Below are 21,071 nucleotides of genomic sequence, written 5' to 3'. Positions count from 1 at the left end.
AGCCGCTACAGGAAGGGAATCGGGTGGCGTGGGGAATCAGGTCGATCTGAAGCGCGTCGCCATCAGGCTTGATCGTGACGACAGAAAAGCCCTCCTAAAAAGGAAGGAAAGTATTAATATCGCGCATTAAGAACGCCGGTTTGTTAGATGTGTTTGCTCGCACGAACATCATCAATCAAATCGGCGTTCTTGTTTCTGTGTTTCCCGGGATTCCGTGAAGAACCTTTTTTTGTCCCCAGAAAGAGAATCGACCGCGGGCTGCATCAGCACACCTGCGCTCGCGATAGTAAGGAGCACGCAGCTTGGGGGGATAATTGGCGGCTGCCAGGTGTGGCTCGGCAGCCAACCGTTGAGAGACTGCAACCGACCCTATATAGATAGTCCGTCGCTCCGGCATGCCGTATGCCGGCAAGCAGATGTTCGCCTATAGTCTTCGAAGAGGCGGAGTGGCCACGCGATTCGATGACTGCCTCCCGGACACGTTTTATCTGGGCACGAGAACCGGGTTGAATTCACATTGCTCAATGTTGTTGTAGGTCGGTACCAGGAAAAGACTAAAAGTTTCGTCCCTGTCAGTACGGAGGCCAGAATGAACAACATGGTGCGGCGCGCCGGCGTCGGTGTCGCCTTGGTTCTGTTCCTCGGGGCACTTCTCGTGTCTTGGTTGACTCACGGCACGGGCGTCATCAAGAACGACATCGCCCGCAACATCTATATCCCCGATGAGTTGACCATGCCGTTTCAGGTTATGGCCGCCTACAACGGCCGGGACATGTTTTTCCGCTACCGGTGGCCGGCACGGCAGCCTTCGATCTATCACGACATGATGAAGTTCGAGGGCGGCAAATGGGTCCAATACGGCGCCAGTGTGCCCGGCCCCCAGGCACAGGGCATCTATGAGGACCGCGTGGCCATGATGGTGGACGACGGCGGCGTGCCTGAGTTCGCCCGCTATGGCGGCTACATCACCATCGGCGACCACATGCGGTTCTTCACCAACGAGGCCAAGCCCGAGGAGGTGAAGGCCCATCCCTATCTTGGCCAGAAGCGAAATCAGGTCGAGGTCCGCAAGCATCTGCCGGCGACCCGCAAGGACATCGGCGACTGGAGTTCAGTCGTCCCGGAGGACGAACTGGCAGCCCTGCGCAAGGGTGGATACTTCCTCGATTTGTGGCATTGGCGGGCGCATCGCTCGAACCCGATCAATGCCTCCGACGATGAGTACATATTCGAAGTCCGATCCGGCGACGCTGGCAATGGCCCCTTCAGCGAGAACTGGGACGCCGAGAAAAAGCAGCCCAAATTCATGCTGGATCTGCAGAAAACCAACCGTAGGGCGCTGAACTGGGACGATCTCATACAGCGCAAGCTCGGCTTCGACGATGTCTATTACATCAGTGAAGACACTGCGGTGCCCTTCGACGCGACCCATGCGTGGAAGGACGGAGACACCATTCCGCGCCGTCTGTTACGTCGAGGAGATGGGTCCCATGCCGACATCAAGGTGTTCGGCAGGGGACGCTGGAAAGACGGCTTCTGGGAGGTGACCCTCAGGCGCAGCATGGACACCGGCAACCCGATGGACGACAAGATCCTGCTCGACAAGCGGGTCTACAACCTTGCCTTCTCCGTCCACCGAGACGCGCTCGGCAGCCGCTGGCACTACATCTCGCTACCGATCACGCTGGGCCTGAGCCGCGAGGCCGACTTGGTCGCCAGCCGTTTCGACGGCGACCAACCGACGTGGAATCAGCCGTGGCACACGGCAACGCTGTTCTACCCCGGCCAAGTCAGCTGGCCCATGCTCAACAGCGCCAAGCATGCGGGCGCCGAGGACATCAAGACAGGCGTGCCGGTCAGGTATCGCCACAGCGAAAGCCAACTCGCCCATTACGGTGTCGAAGCGGAGTTCGCCGACCAAATCCGTCGCCAATGGCTATTCACGCTGTTTGCCGGAGTGCTGCTGATCGGCGGTTTTGGCATTGCCCTGAACCAATTGCTCAAGCGCAATCAAGGAGCCTGATCATGGCTGCCTATCATGCTGTTCTCGTTCACTTCCCGATCGCCCTTTGGATGACGGCGACCCTGGCTATCCTGTTGCGCGCATGCTCCGACGGTGCGCTGGCGAAGGTAGTTGATCGGGCACTCGTCCCGCTCCTGACAATCGCTTTTATCTCGGGTGTCGTGGCCTTCACAATCGGTCTTATGGTGTGGCCGTGGGAAACGATCTCGTCAACGCCGCTCGGGCGCAACCATGTACTGCTCGCGTCATGGACAGTGGCGTACTGGGCCTTGCTGCTGGTAATGCGGTGGCTGCGCGGCGAGGCCGTGTGGCAAAGGTCTTCGCGTTGGATCATGGCTGGCCTGGCGTTCCTTGGCAGCGTTCTCCTCGGCATCACCGGCACACTCGGCGGTCACCTGGTGGGCATCTATACGGAGCTCTCGAGTGCCCTGCGTTTACTTGGCTGGGAGGTTTTCACAACCTTCTACCTGCCCAATATCACGCTGATGGTGCTCGGGGTGATCACGCTGATGCTGATCGGGCTCGGGCTGTGGGGGCGCCGCACCGACACCAGGACTTGACCCGACGAGGTATCTGCGCCTGATGACGGCGCCAAGTGAAAAAGGTGGGCGGGTGAATACTGCCCTCACTTTATATTTCAATTTTTTCCAAGGATGGAAAAATTTCCTGGGGTGAGTGTTTTTTGCTCGCCTATACTCAAAAGGTTAATAGTGCTGCCAAGTGCATTTGGCAAGATATTGAAAGCTATGGAAATTTAAAGATTTTGGTGTCCTTGGAGGTTGCTGGTTAAAGACATTTATCTGTAATAGTTTGGTGTCGCGATGAGGATTTGATATGAACGTTTTATTGAAAGAACTTCAGGCCTATCATCATGAGGTGGCTATAAAAATCAATAAGATCAAAGAGTTGCTGAAGAAGCTGAGGCATGAATCCGATGATGTTGATGACTGCAAGCCGTTATTCAAGATGCTGGAAGCCTTGCATGGTGATGCAGAGCGACACCACCATGAAAATGAAGAACTTATTCGGCTGGCCTTGCTAGCGACTGAAGCACCGATCCATCCACGGGTCAACGATATCGAGCGAGATCATCAGGCATTTGGGCGCATTGCTGGACAGCTGAAGATGTTGGAGGACACAACTCAGGAAACGAGAGTGATTACTGACACTGTCGATGACTTCATCAAAAAATATTACGATCATATGGACGCTGAGGAAAATATTTTCTTTCCTGTGGCGGATAAGTGGCTGTCAGACAACCAGTGGCAGGAAATAAAGCGTCAATGGCATTAATGGAACTCACCATAGGCTTTAAAATTTAGCTACTGCTTAGTACGTGATACCAAGTAATTTGCCCGAGCTTCATGGACTCATCGAGTTGTCCGTGGTTGTGAAGGTCACATAGCACTATGGTGGACGCGATAACCACCTTGAAAAACACCGAAATGCAGCAGTGAACATGGTCCAATGGCGCTTTAAAAAACAAAACACCATAAAATCCATGAGTTAGCCATTTTGACAGACTATGTTGCTCGGATGTTGCTTTCAACCATTGTCGTCTTGTTGCTCTGGAGTACTCCGTTGCATATGTCGCCACTCATGGCTTTGACATACTTGGCCCGAGGCAATCTCTCATCTTTTTCGGATAAAAAAATACCCCTCAGAGAGGGGTATATTGATGCAGCAATTGTGTGAAAAAGACCTAACTATATATCCCAGGCAGGGGAAATATTTCATCGGGGCTTTTTGTTACAACCGGATCACTGATTCCGGGCTTTGGCCTCGGCAGCCTTGGCGGCACGTAACCGGCGAACTTCTTTCGGATCAGCCAGCAACGGCCGGTAAATCTCGAGGCGATCCCCTGCCTGAACCGGACGATTGGCCGGATCAGCGATCACTTTGCCAAAGATTCCAACCGGACAACTGGTCAGATCCAGCTCAGGGAATTCGCTATTCAAGCCGGAGTTGAGCAACACATCTCGCACTGTTGTGCCCACCGGCACGGTTACGGTAAGCAACACCTGACGATCAACGGCGGCATATACCACTTCGACCTTAATCACGACCTCAACCATGCATCTGTTTCGCACGCTGGCAAAACGCGTCCATCAGCGTATTTGCTGCCTGATTGAACAAAGGTCCCAACGTCGCACGCACCAGCGGTCCTGAATAGTCGAATGACAAATCCAGACTGATCTTGCAGGCCTTTTCGCCCAACGGCTTGAACACCCAGACGCCGTGCAACTGGCTGAACGGACCTTCCTCGAGGTTCATCTCGATCGAACGCCCGGGCACCAGGGTGTTGCGTGTCACGAAATGCTGGCTGAGCCCGCCCTTGGCCACGCCGACGCTGGCACGCATAAGCTCGGGAGAGCTTTCCAGAACCTCGGCTGACGAACACCATGGCAGGAATTCCGGATAGCGGGCCACGTCGTTGACCAGGTCATACAGCGCTTGTGCCGGGTAAGGCAGTAGGGCTGAACGTTGAATGTGTGTCGTCATGTCAGCGTTACTTCCACAGCTGGGCGGCAAACACTACAAGAATGCCGATGGGCGCCACATAGCGCATCAAGAACAGGGACAGGGCGAACAGCACCGGACGGCGGATCGACAACTCGTCGCGCACCGCTTCACGCCCCATCACCCAGCCCGCAAACACCACGAAACACAAACCACCGAGTGGCAACATGATCCGCGAGGTGAAGAAATCGATCACACCAAAGAAGTCCAGGCCACCGGCAGCCCCCCATTGGTAGAGATGGAACATCCCGCCTTCGTTCACGAAAAACTTGGCTTCCTTCCAGATATTGAAGGAAAACACGGTACCCAGACCAACGAACCAGCAAATGAACGCCAGCCAGAAGGTGACCCAGGCACGACTGATCTTCGTGCGCTCAACCAGGTAAGCCACCATCGGTTCAAGCAGGGAAATCGCCGAACTCCAGGCCGCAATTGCTACCAGCACGAAGAACACTACGCCCATCAACTGGCCGAACGCTACGTTGCCAAAGGCAAATGGCAGGCTGACGAACATTAGGCCAGGGCCTTCGCTCGGGTTCAGGCCGGCAGCGAACACAATCGGAAACAATGCCAGACCCGCCACCAGGGAAACGAAGGTATCGAGCAGTGCCACGCCGACCACAGTCCCGGAAATCGAGGAACTCTTCGGCATATAAGCGCCGTAGATCATGATCGAACCGACGCCCACACTTAGGGAAAAGAAAGCGTGCCCCATCGCCGGCAGCAAGCCGTCGAGCACTTTTTCCGGATGGAAGTCGAACATGAAATGCACGCCTTCCATGAAATGGCCCGTGGTCATGCTGTAACCCAGCAACACAAGGATCATCACGAACAGCAGCGGCATCATGATCCGCAAGCTGCGCTCCAGACCGGCGACCACGCCTTTGGCGATCACCACGGCGGAGAGGAGCATGAAAATCGTGTGCCAAAGTGTCAGGCGCCATGGATCAGCGATCACATTGCCGAAGTACGCGCCGACCTGATCAGGTGTCGCGCCCTGGAAGTCGCCACGCCCCATGTCGATGATGTAATCCAGCGACCAGCCGCCCACCACACTATAGAAAGACAGAATCAGCAACGCCGTGATCATCCCGGCAAACGCGCCCCAGGACCACTTCGCCGAATGCCCCGCCTCCAGCGCCAGGACCTTCAAGGCATTCGCCGGGCTCTGCCGTGCGCGTCGGCCGATCAGGGTTTCGGCCAACATGACGGGCACACCGATCAGCGCGATACAGGCCAGGAACATCAGCACGAAGGCTCCGCCACCGTAGACGCCGACCATGTAAGGGAATTTCCAGATGCTACCCAGCCCCACGGCCGAACCGGTCGCGGCGAGTATGAAGACCCAGCGGCTAGCCCAACTGCCGTGGACAGAAACCTTGTCTGTCGACATCGTTATCACGCCCAAGCGTTCAAAAAAGAGGCCGCATTGTCCGGGATTCAATCAACCTGCTCAAGCACGTAGCGTCACCGTAGCCGACTCGCTTGCAACTCCCTATAATGCCGCCCCTATGGCTAAACAGAAGAAACACCCAACAGGGACCATCGCGCAAAACAAAAAGGCGCGACACGATTACTTCATCGAGCATAAGTTCGAGGCTGGTCTGGTCCTGGCCGGCTGGGAAGTAAAAAGTTTGCGGGCAAGCAAGCTACAACTGGTTGACAGTTACGTACTGCTCAAGGATGGCGAGGCCTGGCTGCTCGGCAGCCACATTACGCCCCTGACGACCGCCAGCACCCACGTCATCGCTGATCCGACCCGCACGCGGAAATTGCTGCTCAACCGGCGCGAGCTGGAAAAGCTGGCCGCTGCCGTGCAGCAAAAGGGTTACGCCTGCGTGTGCCTGTCCTGGTACTGGAGCAAGCACATGGTCAAGTGCGAGATCGCTCTGGGCAAGGGCAAGAAGGAATACGACAAGCGTGATACCGAACGCGAACGCGACGCCGGTCGTGAATTGCAGCGTGCGGTGCGCAACAAGGGTAAGGAAGATTAATCTTTCGACCTGATCGTTCCCACGCTCTGCGTGGGAACGATCGTTTACAGAACTAACTGACTACATCCCCTTGCGCCGCTCCGCCCGAGCCACGCGCTGCACTTCCTGACGCACCTCTTCCAGCACTTCCTGCACATACAAAATGTGCCGACTGGAAACCTCTCGTGCCTGCTCTGCCCGACCTTCGATAATCGCCAGATACAATTCTCTGTGCTGAGCGATCAACATGTCGCGGGTTTCAGCGCGCTGTTTGTACATGCCGCCGATGTTGGTCACGACATTGCGCTTGAGCAGGTCGAACAGACCACGAATGGTGTGCAGCAGCACTGCGTTATGACTGGCCTCGGCGATCGCCAAATGAAACTTCGCATCCGCCGCGCCCTCCTCCGCCCGACCCACCTCGTCATGGCGCGAATAGCAGTCCTGCAATTCGTCGAACGCCGCCGTCAGCCGCTCGCGATCCACGTCCGTGGCGCGCAATGCCGCGTAGTAAGCACAGGATGCTTCCAGCGTATGACGAAACTCCAGTAAATCACGCTGGGCCTCGGGGTTGCTTTCCAGCAGATGCAACAGTGGATCACTGAACGTCGAGCCCAGGGATTCCACCACATAGTTACCGCCGCCCTGACGGCTGACCAGCAATCCTTTGGCGGCCAGTTTCTGAATCGCTTCGCGCAACGAAGGGCGTGACACGCCGAACTGCTCGGCCAAGGCACGCTCTGCCGGCAGACGCTCTCCAGCCTTCAACGTGCCCTCGAGAATCATCCCCTCGAGTTGCTCGACAATATCGTCAGACAAACGGCGCTGCCGAATCTGATCAAACCCCATCACTCAATTCTCCACGATCCCGACGGCTCGCCGGGCTCTCTATTCTGGCCTATCGGCGCTGTGTCAGCACCTACCAGGCGACGCTAGATCGAACAGATCAGATGCGTTCTGCACCGCTCATTCGACAAAAGTTTTAGGGCGGCAAATTGACACACCGCATACAAGGCTTTTACCCTAGCCAACAGCGATTGTAAATTGGTATTACCAATTATCCAAGAACGCTGACCAGTGCCTGACCAACAACAATTAGGGGCCACCCCATATGCAAACCTGGCAACAGCTCTACAGCCCGCTCGGCAGTCTCGGCGTCTCCGCACTCGCGGCCGTCATTCCCATCGTATTTTTCTTCCTGGCTTTGGCCGTGTTCCGCCTCAAAGGCCACGTGGCCGGCAGCATTACCCTGGCGCTGTCGATTGCCGTGGCAATCTTCGCGTTCCAGATGCCGGTCGATATGGCCTTCGCGGCAGCCGGATATGGCTTCGCCTACGGCTTGTGGCCGATTGCCTGGATCATCGTGGCAGCGGTGTTCCTCTACAAACTGACGGTCAAAAGTGGCCAGTTCGAAGTGATCCGCAGCTCAGTGCTGTCGATCACCGATGACCAACGCCTGCAAGTGCTGCTGATCGGTTTCTGCTTCGGCGCCTTCCTGGAAGGTGCCGCCGGTTTCGGCGCACCGGTAGCGATTACCGCCGCGCTGCTGGTGGGACTGGGTTTCAACCCACTGTACGCTGCCGGCCTGTGCCTGATCGCCAACACTGCGCCGGTAGCCTTTGGCGCATTGGGGATTCCGATTATCGTCGCCGGGCAAGTCACCGGCATTGACGCGTTCAAGATCGGCGCCATGACCGGTCGCCAACTGCCATTGCTGTCGCTGTTCGTGCCGTTCTGGCTGGTGTTCATGATGGACGGCCTGCGCGGCGTTCGGGAAACCTGGCCGGCGGCTCTGGTGGCCGGCTTGAGCTTCGCCGTCACCCAATACTTCACCTCGAACTTCATCGGCCCGGAACTGCCGGACATCACCTCGGCGCTGGCCAGCCTGGTTTCCCTGACGCTATTCCTGAAAATCTGGCAGCCAAAACGCGCCGCTGGCGCCCACATCGTCGGCGCCGTCTCGGCTTCCGTGGTGGCCAGCACTGGTGGTTTCGGCCAACCGCGCACCACCGTGCCTTCGCCTTACAGCCTGGGGGAAATTTTCAAAGCCTGGTCGCCGTTCCTGATCCTCACCGTGCTGGTCACGATCTGGACGCTGAAACCGTTCAAGGCCATGTTCGCTGCGGGCGGCTCGATGTATGGCTGGGTGTTCAACTTCGCGATTCCGCATCTGGATCAAATGGTGATCAAGGTCGCCCCAATCGTGACCGCCCCGACGGCGATTCCGGCGGTGTTCAAACTCGATCCGATTTCCGCGACCGGCACGGCGATTTTCTTCTCTGCGCTGATCTCGATGCTGGTGCTGAAGATCAATCTAAAAACTGGTCTTACCACTTTTAAAGAGACCGTCTACGAACTGCGCTGGCCGATTTTGTCCATCGGCATGGTGCTGGCCTTTGCCTTCGTCACCAATTACTCGGGCATGTCATCGACCATGGCTCTGGTACTCGCAGGCACCGGCGCGGCATTCCCGTTCTTCTCGCCATTTCTCGGCTGGCTCGGCGTGTTCCTGACCGGTTCCGATACTTCGTCCAACGCACTGTTCAGTTCGCTGCAAGCAACCACCGCGCACCAGATCGGCGTCAACGACACCTTGCTGGTGGCGGCGAACACCAGCGGCGGCGTGACTGGCAAGATGATTTCGCCGCAATCGATCGCCGTGGCCTGCGCCGCGACCGGGCTGGTGGGCAAGGAATCGGATCTGTTCCGCTTCACCCTCAAGCACAGCCTATTCTTTGCAACGATCGTCGGCCTGATCACGTTGGCTCAGGCCTACTGGTTCACCGGCATGCTGGTGCACTAAGAACTACACGCGACACGGAAAAAACCGACGCCGGGTTACGCCCCCGGCGTCAGCTATTCACAACCGGGTCTGCAAGGCTGCTGAAAGCTTCCCTCTCTATATTCAGCAGCCTCAGCGGACGGATAACCGGGACCACCCGGAGACACGCCTGATGAGCGAGCTTTTTTACAACGCAGTGCCGAATGCGACCCGCGTCGCCCCGCCACTGCCCGAGCCTCGGCAATACCCCAGCGAGAAACCGTCACGGGTCTACCTGTTCGGGACTTGCGTGGTGGATTTGTTCTACCCGGAAGCCGGGATGGACGCGATTCATCTGCTGGAACGCGAAGGCATTCGTGTCGAATACCCGCAAGGGCAAAGCTGCTGCGGACAACCGGCCTACACCTCGGGTTACACCGAACAGGCCCGGACCGTGGCGCGCTCGCAATTGGCGCTGTTTGCCGGCGACTATCCGGTGGTGGTGCCGTCGGGGTCTTGCGCGGGCATGTTGCGCGAACACTACGCCGACTTGTTCAAGGACGAGCCGCAAACGCTGAAACAGGTTCAAGCCCTGGCCGCCCGGACTTATGAGCTGGCCGAGTTTCTGCTGTTTGTCTGCAAGGTGCAGCTCAAGGACAGCGGTGAGCCGGTCAAAGTGGCGCTGCACACGTCGTGTTCGGCACGCCGTGAAATGAACACCCACCTGCACGGCCGTGAGTTGTTGGCGCAGTTAAGCAATGTGGAGCGAGTCGACCATAGCCACGAAAGTGAATGCTGTGGCTTTGGTGGGACTTTCAGCGTCCGTATGCCAGATATTTCCGGCGCGATGGTGGCTGACAAGACCCGGGCGCTGAAGGAATCCGGCGCGCACAAGGTACTCAGTGCCGACTGCGGTTGCCTGATGAACATCAATGGCTCGTTGGAGAAACAGCAGGAAGCGTTACGCGGTCAGCATCTAGCCAGCTTCCTTTGGCAACGTACCGGAGGTGCCCGATGAGCACTTCCACGATTATTCCTACAGTTGCCGTAGAAGAAGATTTTCGCGCCCGGGCTCACAAGGCTTTGGCTGACACGCAACTGCGAAACAACTTTCGCAGCGCGATGGATTCACTAATGAGCAAACGGGCAGCGTCCTTCAGCGATGCCTTTGAGCGAGAACATTTGCGAGCGCTGGGCAATGCTGTCCGCGCCCGTGCTTTATCCAAGTTGCCCGACCTGCTCGAGCAGCTTGAACAGAACCTGACCCGCAACGGTGTGACAGTGCACTGGGCGGAAACGGTGGACGAGGCCAATGGCATCGTCTTATCGATCATCCGTGCTCACGAGGCGCGGCAAGTGATCAAGGGCAAATCGATGGTCAGCGAAGAGATGGAGATGAACCATGTCCTCGCGGCTCAAGGCATTGAATGCCTGGAGTCGGACATGGGCGAATTTATCGTCCAGCTCGACCACGAGAAGCCTTCACACATCATTATGCCGGCGATCCACAAGAATGCCGGTCAGGTCGCGTCCTTGTTCCACGACAAACTTGGCGTGGAGTACACCAAGGACGTTGACCAACTCATTCAGATCGGTCGCAAAGTCTTGCGACAGAAATTCTTTGAAGCTGACATCGGCGTCTCCGGCGTCAACTTCGCCGTGGCCGAAACCGGCACCTTGCTGCTGGTGGAAAACGAAGGCAACGGGCGCATGTCGACCACCGTGCCGCCCGTACACATTGCCGTCACCGGCATCGAGAAAGTCGTCGAGAACCTGCGGGACGTTGTACCGCTGTTGTCGCTGCTGACCCGTTCGGCCCTCGGCCAACCGATCACCACCTACGTCAACATGATCTCGGGGCCGCGCAAGGAACATGAGCTCGACGGCCCACAGGAAGTGCATCTGGTATTGCTCGACAACGGTCGCAGCCAAGCCTTTGCCGACAGTGAACTGCGCCAGACCCTGAACTGCATCCGCTGCGGCGCCTGTATGAATCATTGCCCGGTCTACACCCGAATCGGCGGCCATGCCTATGGGGAGGTTTACCCTGGGCCTATCGGAAAAATCATCACCCCACACATGGTCGGCCTGGCGAAAGTCCCCGATCACCCGAGTGCGTCTTCGTTATGCGGCGCTTGCGGTGAAGTCTGCCCGGTAAAAATTCCGATCCCTGCATTGCTACGTCGCCTACGGGAAGAGAACGTCAAAGCGCCGGACAGCCCGCATCAAGTGATGCGCGGCCAAGGCAGCAAGTACTCGCGCAAAGAACGCTTTATCTGGAACGCCTGGGCAAAGCTCAACAGCTCGCCAACGCTCTATCGCTGGTTCGGCTTCTTCGCCACTCGCCTGCGCGCGCTGACCCCGAGCAACGTCGGCCCGTGGACCCAGAACCACAGCGCACCAAAACCCGCCGCCCGCTCACTGCATGACATGGCCCGCGAGCATCTGGCCAAACAGGGAGACCGCTGATGAGCGCCAAGCAAAATATCCTCGGCAAATTGCGCAACAGTCTGACAGGCACCACGCCGGTGGCTGACAATTTCGATGTCGAATTGGTGACAGAGCCCTACACCTACACGCCTGAGCAGCGCATCCCGCAACTGCGCAAATTGATGGAAGCGGTGCACACCGAAATTCATCTGACATCCGGAGATGGCTGGCCCGAATTGCTGGGGCAACTGCTGCAGGATCGCCAGTTGCCGAGCCTGCTGATTGCACCGACAACACCTCACGGTCAACGCATCACCGAGCATTGGGCGAAAAATCCTGGCCTGCCAGCGCTCAAAGCCTACGACCGTCCGGTCGAGGAATGGAAAGCCGAGTTGTTCAACGACACCCCGGCCAGCCTGACCACCACCCTCGGCGCAATCGCTGCGACAGGCAGCCTGATTATCTGGCCAACGCGGGAAGAACCGCGCCTGATGAGCCTGGTGCCGCCGGTGCATTTCGCCCTGCTCAAGGCAAGCGAAATTCGCGACAACTTTTATCAGGTGCAGCAGGAGTTCGAATGGGCTCAAGGCATGCCGACCAACGCGTTGCTGGTGTCCGGTCCGTCGAAGACTGCCGACATCGAGCAGGTACTGGCTTACGGCGCTCACGGCCCGAAAGACCTGGTGGTTCTGATTTTGGAGGACCAATGAGTCTACCGGCAGCTTTCCTGCGAGATGCACAGCAACTGATCCCTGAAACGCGACGATTCGACGATCCGCTGTCGACCTTGGCGTTCGGCACCGACGCCAGTTTCTACCGGTTGATTCCGAAACTGGTGATACGCGTCGAATCCGAAGACGAAGTGGTGGCACTGCTCAAACTGGCGCAACGGGATAAAGTCCCGGTGACCTTCCGCGCCGCCGGTACCAGCCTGTCAGGCCAGGCCATCAGCGATTCGGTGCTGATCGTGCTGGGAGATAACTGGAACGGTCGCGAAATCCGAGGTCAGGGCACGCAAATCCGTCTGCAACCGGGCGTGATCGGCGCCCAGGCCAACGCCTGGCTGGCACCATTCGGTCGCAAGATCGGCCCAGACCCGGCATCGATCAATGCCTGCAAAATCGGCGGCATCGTCGCCAACAATGCCAGCGGCATGTGCTGCGGCACAGCGCAGAACACCTATCACACATTGGCCGGAATTCGTCTGGTACTGGCCGATGGCAGCCGTCTCGATACCGAAGACCCCACCAGTGTCACAACCTTCCGTGAGAGCCATGCCGAGTTGCTGGAACGTCTGGCAACGCTGGGCCGCGAGACCCGCGGCAATGCCGACCTGGCTGCGAAAATTCGCCACAAATATCGTCTGAAAAACACCACTGGCCTGTCACTCAATGCGCTGGTGGATTTCGACGAGCCTGTGGATATCTTGAGCCACTTGCTGGTGGGCTCCGAAGGCACACTCGGGTTCATTAGCGCGGTGACCTACGACACGGTGATCGACCACCCGAACAAGGCGTCGGCGCTGATCGTGTTCCCGGATGTAGAAACCTGCTGCAACGCAGTCACCGTGCTGAAAAGCCAACCCGTCTCGGCGGTGGAACTGCTGGACCGTCGCAGCCTGCGCTCGGTGCAGGACAAGCCCGGCATGCCTGCTTTCGTACAACAACTGTCGACCAATGCCTGCGCCCTGCTGATCGAATCCCGCGCCGCCTCTTCCACTTTGCTCCAGGAACAACTGACGCAAATCATGGCGTCACTGACTGGGTTCCCGGTAGAGAAGCAAGTCGACTTCACCGAAGACCCGGCGGAAAACGCCCGGCTCTGGGCGATCCGCAAGGACACCTTCCCTGCCGTCGGCGCGGTGCGCAAAACCGGCACCACGGTAATCATCGAAGACGTGACCTTCCCGGTGGAACAACTGGCCATCGGCGTGAACCGCTTGATCGAGCTGTTCGACAAACATCACTACGACGAAGCAATCCTTTTCGGACACGCCCTGGAAGGCAATCTGCACTTCGTCTTCACTCAAGGTTTCAACAGTGCGGAAGAAATTGCACGCTACCAAGCGTTCATGGACGACGTGGCGCACTTGGTGGCCGTTGAATTCGGCGGCTCGCTGAAGGCCGAACACGGCACCGGTCGCAACATGGCGCCCTTCGTCGAACTGGAATGGGGCAGCGATGCTTACCAGTTGATGTGGCAGCTCAAACGCCTGCTCGACCCCAACGGCATTCTCAACCCGGATGTGGTGCTCAGCGACGATCCGCAGATCCACCTCAAGCACCTGAAACCGTTGCCCGCTGCCGATGAGATTGTGGATAAGTGCATCGAATGCGGCTTCTGCGAACCGGTGTGCCCGTCGAAAGGCCTGACGCTGAGCCCACGCCAGCGCATTGTGATCTGGCGTGACATTCAAGCGAAAAAACGCGCTGGCACAGACACCGCCGAACTGGAACAAGCCTACGAATACCAAGGGATCGACACATGCGCCGCCACCGGCCTGTGTGCACAACGTTGCCCTGTGGGAATCAATACCGGCGAGCTGGTAAAAAAACTCCGTGGCCGTAAGGCAACGCATACGAAAACCGCCAATTGGATCGAAGGAAATTTCGCCACCGCGTTGCAAGGCGCGCGCTTCACCCTGCACGTCGCCAACGGTGCGCGGATGCTGTTGGGAGCGCCACGCCTGGCGAAGCTTTCGGCATCGCTTACACGGCTGTCCAAGGGCCAGGTTCCGCAATGGACCAACGCCATGCCACAGCCGGAAAGAGCCATCCGTTTCAGCCCCACGGTGTCGGACGAGCGGCCTCGGGTGGTGTACCTGGCGGCCTGTGTGTCGCGGGTCATGGGCCCGGCAGCGGGCGATAAAGAGCAAATGTCGCTGTACGAAAAAACCCGTGGTCTATTGGAAAAGGCCGGTTACCAGGTCGTTTTTCCGGACAATCAGGACAACCTCTGCTGCGGTCAGCCATTCGCCTCGAAGGGTTACGCCGAACAGGCCGAACACAAGCGCCAGGAACTGATCGGCGCACTGCTGCACGCCAGCCGCGGCGGGCTCGACCCAATCTATTGCGACACCAGCCCCTGCACTTTGCGGCTGGTTCAGGACTTGGGCGATGTGCGACTGGACCTGTACGACCCGGTGCGTTTCATCCGCACTCACTTGATGGATCGTCTCGATTTCACCCCTCAGGAGGCGCCGATCGCGGTGCATGTCACGTGCAGCACTCAGCATCTTGGCGAGAGCCAGGCGTTGATTGATCTTGCGCGCAAATGCAGTAAAAACGTGGTCGTTCCGGAAGGCATTCACTGCTGCGGTTTTGCCGGTGACAAGGGCTTCACCACCCCAGAATTGAATGCCCATTCGTTACGCACGCTCAAGGACGCGGTACAGCAATGCAGTGAGGGGATTTCCACCAGCCGCACCTGTGAGATTGGTCTGACGCAACACGGCGGAATTGACTACCACGGGCTGGTCTATCTGGTGGATCGAGTGACGCAGGCCAGGGCGAACTGAAGAAAAATAGAACCCTGACGCACCGCCGCAGTCCACTGATCAAGTCCCGCAAACGTGGGACCGTCCCAAAATTGGCAGCCCGTCCTGATGGCCAGCGATGTCTGGACCCTCAGTTCAAGGAGATACACATGAAACGTTCTGTACTGTTAGGTCTGTTCGTTACTGCCTCAATGCTGGCGTCTCCCTCGTTTGCCGCCGAAGACCTCTGTGCGGTCAACTTGAAAACCATCGAAAATGCCAAGGCACAGACTCCTCCAGAGATGACTGATCAGGTAATGGAAAGCGTCACGAAAGCCAAAGCCGATCAGGCAAAAGGCACCAAGGAAGGGACTGATGATTGCATAGCCGAGACCGAACAAACTATCCAGCAACTCAAGAACGCGAACAAAGGCGGGAAGTAATCCAGCACAAGGCCAATCTTCGGGTTGACCTAGTGGCCCCCCGGTACCAACCAATATGAAGCAAACCAAAACCCGCCAAATGCGGGTTTTGTTGCATCTGGAGTTTGGTCATGCGTGCACCGCCCGCATCGCGGTGAAAAAACTCGACACCCTGCGCAAATCCGTGAGAGGCGCGAAGTCCATAGGAGCGAGGCCTTGTAAGAAGCCACCAGTGAAAAGAGGCAAGTGTACCCCTTTGCTTCTATCAAACAGCTTTTTCATAGCCTTTCTGCCAAAACCGAATTACTGCCCTGCGCCGTAGTCTTTTAAGTAGGCCTCATCAATCGTGGCTTATTTTCCGACCTCGGCCGAGCCGCCCGCTCATACGGCAGCACCGAGATCATCAGTTCAAGGAGATATCCATGAAAAGTACCGCACTAGCTGGTCTGTTCATTTCTGCTGCAATGTTGGCCTCTCCCGTATTTGCTGCGGACAACAACCTGTGTACGAGCAAGCTGCAAGAGCTCAAAAACAAGGTGACTTCACTGCCAGCGACCTCCACAAACACCGCAATGGAGATCAAAAGACTGCTGTCCAGCGCCGAAGCTTCACAAGCCTCTGGGGACGACAAAAAATGTGTCACCGAGGCCACACAGGGTTTGTCACTCGCTAACCAAGCCAACCCATAGCCTGCGATGGACAACCTTCGGGTTGGCCTTCTGAGCCGTGTTGGCGTACACTGCGCGTGCTTGTTGCTCACTTTGATTCACAGAGCAACAGGCTCGGGGCCGTTTAGGATTCGACGCCGGTTGCGAAACTTTAGGTGCATGCCGAGTTGGTAACAGAACTCGTAAATCCACTGTTGCAACTTTCTATAGTTGCCAATGACGAAACCTACGGGGAATACGCTCTCGCTGCGTAAGCAGCCTTAGCCCTTCCCTCCTGGTACCTTCGGGTCCAGCAATCATCAGGGGATGTCTGTAAACCCAAAGTGATTGTCATATAGAACAGAATCGCCGTGCAGTACGTTGTGGACGAAGCGGCTAAAACTTACACAACTCGCCCAAAGCACCCTGCCCGTCGGGTCGCTGAGGGTTAACTTAATAGACACGGCTACGCATGTAGTACCGACAGCGGAGTACTGGCGGACGGGGGTTCAAATCCCCCCGGCTCCACCACTTCAACATCTAAAGACGTCCACGGACGTCTTTTTTTGTGCCTGAAATCCAGTGAAATCAAGGGTTTAAGGGCTACTGGGGGCCAACGAGGTTTTTGGAGTTCCAGACGGTTTGGTATCCCAGGTGGTATCCCGGGCTACCCGGTGCTATTTTTAGGATACCAAAACGGTGCCCGAGGTAGCTCCCATGCCTACTCAAGCAACCCGTCTCTCCGATCGCCAGCTCAAGGCGGTCAAGGCAACTGGTAAAGACTTCGTCCTTAGCGACGGCGACGGCCTACAGCTTCGAGTACGCGCCAGCGGCTCGATGATGTGGAATTTCAATTACCGCGAACCGTTGACCAGAAGCCGTATCAATATGGCACTCGGTCCATACCCCGACCTCTCGTTAGCCAACGCCCGGAAGAAAGCCGCAGAAGCGCGTGAGTTGCTCGCTCTGGGCATTGATCCCAAAGCTCAACGCGATGAGGTAAGGCAAGCCAAACTCGCTGAGACCGAGCACACCTTCGAGAAGGTGGCCACCGCCTGGTTCGAGCTAAAGAAGGACTCCGTGACGCCAGCATATGCCGAAGACATTTGGCGCTCGCTAACGCTGCATGTTTTTCCAGACATGAAAACGACGCCTCTCTCGCAGATCAGCGCCCCGATGGTCATCAAGCTCCTTCGTCCCATCGAAGCCAAAGGCAGTCTCGAGACAGTGAAGCGACTCAGCCAACGGCTCAACGAGATCATGACCTACGGGGTAAACTCCGGGCTGATTTTCTCTAACCCCCTCAGTGGTATTCGAGCGGTATTCAAGAAGCCCAAGAAAGAGAACATGGCCGCGCTACGACCAGACGAGCTTTCCGAGCTCATGATCGAAATCGCGAATGCCAGCATCAAGCGGATCACCCGCTGCCTGATCGAATGGCAACTGCATACCATGACCCGCCCTGCCGAAGCGGCCACCACCCGATGGGCAGACATCGACTTCGACAAACGCACCTGGACCATCCCGCCGGAGCGCATGAAGAAGCGTCGTCCGCACACCATCCCGCTGACCGAACAGGCACTCGCGTTACTGGAGGCGCTCAAGCCCCACAGTGGTCACAGGGAATACGTGTTCCCGGCAGATAGAAATCCGCGCACCCACGCCAATAGCCAGACCGCCAACATGGCGTTGAAACGCATGGGCTTCCAGGACCGCTTGGTCAGCCACGGCATGCGCTCCATGGCCAGCACCATCCTGAACGAGCATGGGTGGGATCCGGAGCTCATCGAAGTCGCGCTGGCGCATGTCGACAAGGACGAAGTCCGAAGCGCTTACAATCGAGCGGACTACATCGAGCGCCGGCGTCCGATGATGGCTTGGTGGAGTGAGCACATCCAGAAAGCGTCCACTGGCAACCTGTCGGCATCTGCGATCAATCAAACCAGGGACCACAACGTCGTGCCGATACGGTGAGCGCTCACCGGTCGCCGCTGGTAACCGAGGATGACTCTCCAGATAGAGTGATGGTTGATTTGGCGACAGCGGCGACACCGGCGACAACCCATGTAATACCTGGCCTGCAGCATGGCGACAGAAGTGGCGACTGTCGCCGTTGCAAGCCTCGCTCTTGGGGCTTTCTCGGCCAAGCCCACGCGAGCGGGAAGGCTCCGCATTCCCACTCGCATGGGCTCTGCGTAATTGCATCTCACTTGACCACCTAATTGCATTGCCACTGACCAGTCATTTGCATTCGCGCTGACCAGCCGTTTGCAGTTGATGTGTGTCAGCGGATGCCACTCAGCGCGAGTGCGCCAGCCAAGCACTGAAGGACTGCAACCGATCCATACTGCTCAGTCGCGGCAGGCAGAAACCGGCCAGAAGTGGTCATCAAGTATCTAGGAAGTCCGGGGCGACTCACCCATTGTTTCTCCTCCCTGCTCTACGCTAGTCTCAATGCTGGTTGATCCACCACGCAAAAGGGACTTTCCGCTATGGCATACAACTGCCGTACCTTTGCAAACAGCGCACTACTATGCGTCGAGCTCCCCAAGAAAATGGTCAAAGACTGCTTAAACGGTGATTAAATCCGCTATTTTGGCTCTCAGGACGTTCCATGCACCACGGGCTGCTCATTAGCGCTAACTTAGATACCAAGGAAAATTTATGCCGATAATATTCTGCAATATTGGCTGGATGGAACGCTACGACGGCATAGATGGGGACTCTATCCAGCGAGGCGGCTCGTACAATAATGATTCGATTGGGCATGAGGTCTGCAACTTTACCAATGCAAATGGAAAAGTCTATGGATACGTTCAGTCTACCGGTCGCATCAGTGTCGAAAAGTTAGGGGCCAAAAAGGGCGAGGAATATGCAGGTGGCGTAACTGTTGTATGGACTGCCGGACCAGATAGTGGCGGCACAGCAGTGGTCGGTTGGTACAAGAACGCAACCGTTTATCGCGAGCGCCAGCGGATTAGTAAGCCATCAAAAACCCACAAAAAAAATGAAATAGAAGTCTATCGAATTTCAGCATCTGCTGGCGATGCTAGGTTACTGCCTGCTTACGAACGCGAGTTCATGATCCCGCGCGCGGTGAAAGGAGGTATTGGTCAAAGCAATGTCTGGTACGCGGACAAGCCAGAAAGTGCGGAGTTAGTCGATAAGGTCCTTCTCCTGATTGAACGAGACACCAAGCCCGATAGACTGCCAGACGTGGATGCGGAAGCGTTTGGATCAGAGGGGAATCCTCGACTAGTCTCACATTTTCGTCGTGAGAGAAACAGCACCATCGTCAAAAAGAAGAGAGCAGCGGTTTTGGCCGCAACTGGTGCACTGTGCTGTGAGGTTTGTGGCTTCAACTTTGAAAAGGTATACGGAGAGCATGGTGAAAAATTCTGTGAAGTCCACCACCTCACCCCTCTGCACAAGTCAGATCGCAATACTAAAACAAAGCTTAGCGAGCTGGCTGTAGTTTGCTCAAATTGTCATCGAATCATTCACCGAATGAGCCCCATGCCAAGCATTAGCGAGTTAAAAAAGGTGGTTTTTAATAACTAAATGAAAATAGGCCTGCGCTCGACTCCTTATTAAGAAAAATGAACAAGTCGTGTGTTAGACGCAAAAAATGGTAACTAATATGACTAAGCATACGCAACCAGAAAAGAAGCAGAGAGCTATAAAAAGACTTGCGGAAATATTTCGTGATCATTGGGAAGAAAGTAGGGTTGGTAGCACCAGAATTTTTGAACACGTAATACCTGATGAGTGGCTGATATGCGGAAAATCATCAAGCGGAGGAAAGTATAGAGAGCACATTGTGCCGTGTGTCCTCATCCGTGACCAAAGCATAAAAATGTATCAAGAAGGCAAGATGATCGAAGATGTGGAAAAGATGATCGAGAGGCATCTTGCGATTGTTCTTATTTCAGAAGAAGAAAAAGATCGGCTGGATAAACAACGTGGCTGGAAAACGACCATGCCTGAAGGTTGGGTGTTTGGATCTGGGGATCCATTTGCGCGATTGACCTTATCTGGAATTGAGTTTTCCTGAGAATACGTCTAAATCGTTCACTTGTAACTGGGTGGCTGCATGACGCGGTCTCGTCTCAACCTGAACGAAGCGAATAGCCTCTTTGGGTCGATCACTGCTCTTAGCGTAAGGCAGCAATCGGCCCAGGCTGTGTAAAAACGCAGGCACCGTTTTAAAGTCTGCGTTGCTACGTAAAATCTGGCAGTCCTTGGTTAACCAGCAGACCTGAAATTTGCGTAGGAACGCGATTTTCGTTCTGGTTCTGAACCTCAACCCTGCGCTAAAACGTTTTTACACAGCCTCGGTCAGAAGCGGACGTCCAGGGGCATGATATTGCCCCAGCCTTCGGTCGCAGATAATTTGGTTGTGCATGGTCATCGCTACTAGATATGGCCGCCAACTCTGGCTTTGAGAGTCCAATCACTTTCGAAACAGTCTCTCGCGGTTCCGACATAAGCTTCGACCAGCCGACGGCGCATGTCTGGGTCATCGTGAAAGGCGGCAATCCAGATACTGAAAAATCCAGACTCCTTAGCCAGCATGACCAGTACATCTCGAAAGTCGTCAGTGTTGTTACGCGTCAGCTTGTCGCGCATGAGTTGAGCAAGCCTCCACTTCTCCTCCCGCTCCAGATAGCGCTTATCTCGGTCGGTGGGCTGTTTGGCGGCAGGCTGGCCGGGATGGCGATCCAGTCCTACGAGGTCTATCAAAGCAGCCGCCTTTGGCGCAATTTTAGGATCCAGGGTTAGCGAAGGTCCCACTAGCCCTCCCGCTCCGTATTCGATGG

At 56.4% G+C, this 21,071-nt stretch carries 19 protein-coding genes and 1 other RNA gene; 15 read left to right on the top strand and 5 right to left on the bottom strand.

The window, feature by feature from the left end; all coding sequences use genetic code 11:
* The first annotated feature begins 589 nt into the window (after window positions 1-589).
* From CKW20_RS26940 to CKW20_RS26930, 3 genes are all read left to right on the top strand, one after another.
* On the top strand, window positions 590-2,023 hold the full coding sequence (locus tag CKW20_RS26940; protein WP_218228019.1) for an ethylbenzene dehydrogenase-related protein: 1,434 nt from the start codon (window positions 590-592) through the stop codon (window positions 2,021-2,023).
* Window positions 2,024-2,025: 2 nt separating this feature from the next.
* A complete protein-coding gene (locus CKW20_RS26935; protein WP_095055597.1) occupies window positions 2,026-2,583 on the top strand; it encodes a DUF2231 domain-containing protein in 558 nt (185 codons plus the stop codon).
* A gap of 274 nt (window positions 2,584-2,857) precedes the next feature.
* Entirely contained in the window at window positions 2,858-3,316 is a 459-nt protein-coding gene (locus tag CKW20_RS26930) for a hemerythrin domain-containing protein (protein ID WP_095055596.1), read from the top strand.
* Between the two features lie 467 nt (window positions 3,317-3,783).
* Here the strand turns inward: CKW20_RS26930 and CKW20_RS26925 are convergent, their stop codons facing one another.
* The 3 genes from CKW20_RS26925 to CKW20_RS26915 are packed head-to-tail and all read right to left on the bottom strand — an operon-like array spanning window position 3,784 to window position 5,936.
* Window positions 3,784-4,098, bottom strand: a complete 315-nt coding sequence (locus tag CKW20_RS26925; protein ID WP_095055595.1) for an RnfH family protein — start codon at window positions 4,096-4,098, stop codon at window positions 3,784-3,786.
* Window positions 4,091-4,525 (bottom strand): type II toxin-antitoxin system RatA family toxin, encoded by a 435-nt coding sequence (locus CKW20_RS26920; RefSeq protein WP_095055594.1) that lies wholly within the window; start codon window positions 4,523-4,525, stop codon window positions 4,091-4,093. Before CKW20_RS26920 ends, CKW20_RS26925 begins: the two co-directional genes overlap by 8 nt.
* Before the next feature lie 7 nt (window positions 4,526-4,532).
* A complete protein-coding gene (locus CKW20_RS26915) occupies window positions 4,533-5,936 on the bottom strand; it encodes a sodium-dependent transporter (RefSeq protein ID WP_095055593.1) in 1,404 nt (467 codons plus the stop codon).
* Window positions 5,937-6,054: 118 nt separating this feature from the next.
* On the opposite strand from CKW20_RS26915, the gene smpB reads away from it, so the two are divergent.
* Window positions 6,055-6,537, top strand: coding sequence for an SsrA-binding protein SmpB (gene smpB, locus CKW20_RS26910; protein WP_095055592.1), 483 nt, complete (start codon window positions 6,055-6,057; stop codon window positions 6,535-6,537).
* Window positions 6,538-6,597: 60 nt separating this feature from the next.
* Here smpB and CKW20_RS26905 read toward each other — a convergent pair whose 3' ends face one another.
* On the bottom strand, window positions 6,598-7,365 hold the full coding sequence (locus CKW20_RS26905) for a GntR family transcriptional regulator (RefSeq protein ID WP_030128095.1): 768 nt from the start codon (window positions 7,363-7,365) through the stop codon (window positions 6,598-6,600).
* Between the two features lie 262 nt (window positions 7,366-7,627).
* Between CKW20_RS26905 and CKW20_RS26900 the strand changes: the two genes are divergently transcribed.
* The 11 genes from CKW20_RS26900 (at window position 7,628) to CKW20_RS26850 (ending at window position 20,305) form a co-directional block, all read left to right on the top strand.
* Window positions 7,628-9,319 (top strand): lactate permease LctP family transporter, encoded by a 1,692-nt coding sequence (locus CKW20_RS26900; protein WP_095055591.1) that lies wholly within the window; start codon window positions 7,628-7,630, stop codon window positions 9,317-9,319.
* A gap of 151 nt (window positions 9,320-9,470) precedes the next feature.
* A complete protein-coding gene (locus CKW20_RS26895; protein ID WP_018929467.1) occupies window positions 9,471-10,295 on the top strand; it encodes a (Fe-S)-binding protein in 825 nt (274 codons plus the stop codon).
* Window positions 10,292-11,746, top strand: a complete 1,455-nt coding sequence (locus CKW20_RS26890; RefSeq protein ID WP_095055590.1) for a LutB/LldF family L-lactate oxidation iron-sulfur protein — start codon at window positions 10,292-10,294, stop codon at window positions 11,744-11,746. Before CKW20_RS26895 ends, CKW20_RS26890 begins: the two co-directional genes overlap by 4 nt.
* Window positions 11,746-12,417: a lactate utilization protein gene (locus tag CKW20_RS26885; RefSeq protein WP_095055589.1), complete on the top strand. Its 672-nt coding sequence runs from the start codon at window positions 11,746-11,748 to the stop codon at window positions 12,415-12,417. The genes CKW20_RS26890 and CKW20_RS26885 overlap by 1 nt, the downstream gene beginning before the upstream one ends.
* Window positions 12,414-15,224 (top strand): FAD-binding and (Fe-S)-binding domain-containing protein, encoded by a 2,811-nt coding sequence (locus CKW20_RS26880; protein WP_095055588.1) that lies wholly within the window; start codon window positions 12,414-12,416, stop codon window positions 15,222-15,224. Before CKW20_RS26885 ends, CKW20_RS26880 begins: the two co-directional genes overlap by 4 nt.
* A gap of 128 nt (window positions 15,225-15,352) precedes the next feature.
* Window positions 15,353-15,625 carry a hypothetical protein gene (locus CKW20_RS26875; RefSeq protein WP_095055587.1) on the top strand — a complete coding sequence of 91 codons (273 nt, stop codon included), beginning with the start codon at window positions 15,353-15,355 and terminating at the stop codon, window positions 15,623-15,625.
* A 401-nt stretch (window positions 15,626-16,026) separates the two neighbouring features.
* Window positions 16,027-16,293, top strand: a complete 267-nt coding sequence (locus CKW20_RS26870; protein WP_095055586.1) for a hypothetical protein — start codon at window positions 16,027-16,029, stop codon at window positions 16,291-16,293.
* 95 nt (window positions 16,294-16,388) lie between these two features.
* Window positions 16,389-16,782, top strand: a transfer-messenger RNA (tmRNA) gene (gene ssrA, locus CKW20_RS26865).
* Window positions 16,783-16,968: 186 nt separating this feature from the next.
* The gene (locus CKW20_RS26860) at window positions 16,969-18,225 is read left to right on the top strand and encodes an integrase domain-containing protein (protein ID WP_095055585.1); all 1,257 of its coding nucleotides are present in this window, start codon (window positions 16,969-16,971) and stop codon (window positions 18,223-18,225) included.
* Window positions 18,226-18,915: 690 nt separating this feature from the next.
* Window positions 18,916-19,812 carry an HNH endonuclease gene (locus tag CKW20_RS26855; protein WP_095055584.1) on the top strand — a complete coding sequence of 299 codons (897 nt, stop codon included), beginning with the start codon at window positions 18,916-18,918 and terminating at the stop codon, window positions 19,810-19,812.
* A 79-nt stretch (window positions 19,813-19,891) separates the two neighbouring features.
* Window positions 19,892-20,305: a hypothetical protein gene (locus CKW20_RS26850; protein WP_141228989.1), complete on the top strand. Its 414-nt coding sequence runs from the start codon at window positions 19,892-19,894 to the stop codon at window positions 20,303-20,305.
* 362 nt (window positions 20,306-20,667) lie between these two features.
* Here CKW20_RS26850 and CKW20_RS30040 read toward each other — a convergent pair whose 3' ends face one another.
* Complete coding sequence (locus CKW20_RS30040) at window positions 20,668-21,045, bottom strand: hypothetical protein (protein WP_256585145.1); 378 nt, start codon at window positions 21,043-21,045, stop codon at window positions 20,668-20,670.
* Window positions 21,046-21,071 lie beyond the last annotated feature (26 nt).

It is taken from the genome of Pseudomonas sp. Irchel s3b2 (assembly GCF_900187445.1).
Classification (GTDB): Bacteria; Pseudomonadota; Gammaproteobacteria; order Pseudomonadales; family Pseudomonadaceae; genus Aquipseudomonas.
Note: the sequence above shows the minus strand (reverse complement) of the source record. Positions and strands in the feature narration are given on the sequence as shown.

Bases quoted from the DNA above. Each gene is read 5' to 3' on its own strand.
- CKW20_RS26940 (WP_218228019.1), top strand. From the start codon at position 590: ATGAACAACATGGTGCGGCGCGCCGGCGTCGGTGTCGCCTTGGTTCTG.
- CKW20_RS26935 (WP_095055597.1), top strand. From the start codon at position 2,026: ATGGCTGCCTATCATGCTGTTCTCGTTCACTTCCCGATCGCCCTTTGG.
- CKW20_RS26930 (WP_095055596.1), top strand. From the start codon at position 2,858: ATGAACGTTTTATTGAAAGAACTTCAGGCCTATCATCATGAGGTGGCT.
- CKW20_RS26925 (WP_095055595.1), bottom strand. From the start codon at position 4,098: ATGGTTGAGGTCGTGATTAAGGTCGAAGTGGTATATGCCGCCGTTGAT.
- CKW20_RS26920 (WP_095055594.1), bottom strand. From the start codon at position 4,525: ATGACGACACACATTCAACGTTCAGCCCTACTGCCTTACCCGGCACAA.
- CKW20_RS26915 (WP_095055593.1), bottom strand. From the start codon at position 5,936: ATGTCGACAGACAAGGTTTCTGTCCACGGCAGTTGGGCTAGCCGCTGG.
- smpB (WP_095055592.1), top strand. From the start codon at position 6,055: ATGGCTAAACAGAAGAAACACCCAACAGGGACCATCGCGCAAAACAAA.
- CKW20_RS26905 (WP_030128095.1), bottom strand. From the start codon at position 7,365: ATGGGGTTTGATCAGATTCGGCAGCGCCGTTTGTCTGACGATATTGTC.
- CKW20_RS26900 (WP_095055591.1), top strand. From the start codon at position 7,628: ATGCAAACCTGGCAACAGCTCTACAGCCCGCTCGGCAGTCTCGGCGTC.
- CKW20_RS26895 (WP_018929467.1), top strand. From the start codon at position 9,471: ATGAGCGAGCTTTTTTACAACGCAGTGCCGAATGCGACCCGCGTCGCC.
- CKW20_RS26890 (WP_095055590.1), top strand. From the start codon at position 10,292: ATGAGCACTTCCACGATTATTCCTACAGTTGCCGTAGAAGAAGATTTT.
- CKW20_RS26885 (WP_095055589.1), top strand. From the start codon at position 11,746: ATGAGCGCCAAGCAAAATATCCTCGGCAAATTGCGCAACAGTCTGACA.
- CKW20_RS26880 (WP_095055588.1), top strand. From the start codon at position 12,414: ATGAGTCTACCGGCAGCTTTCCTGCGAGATGCACAGCAACTGATCCCT.
- CKW20_RS26875 (WP_095055587.1), top strand. From the start codon at position 15,353: ATGAAACGTTCTGTACTGTTAGGTCTGTTCGTTACTGCCTCAATGCTG.
- CKW20_RS26870 (WP_095055586.1), top strand. From the start codon at position 16,027: ATGAAAAGTACCGCACTAGCTGGTCTGTTCATTTCTGCTGCAATGTTG.
- CKW20_RS26860 (WP_095055585.1), top strand. From the start codon at position 16,969: ATGCCTACTCAAGCAACCCGTCTCTCCGATCGCCAGCTCAAGGCGGTC.
- CKW20_RS26855 (WP_095055584.1), top strand. From the start codon at position 18,916: ATGCCGATAATATTCTGCAATATTGGCTGGATGGAACGCTACGACGGC.
- CKW20_RS26850 (WP_141228989.1), top strand. From the start codon at position 19,892: ATGACTAAGCATACGCAACCAGAAAAGAAGCAGAGAGCTATAAAAAGA.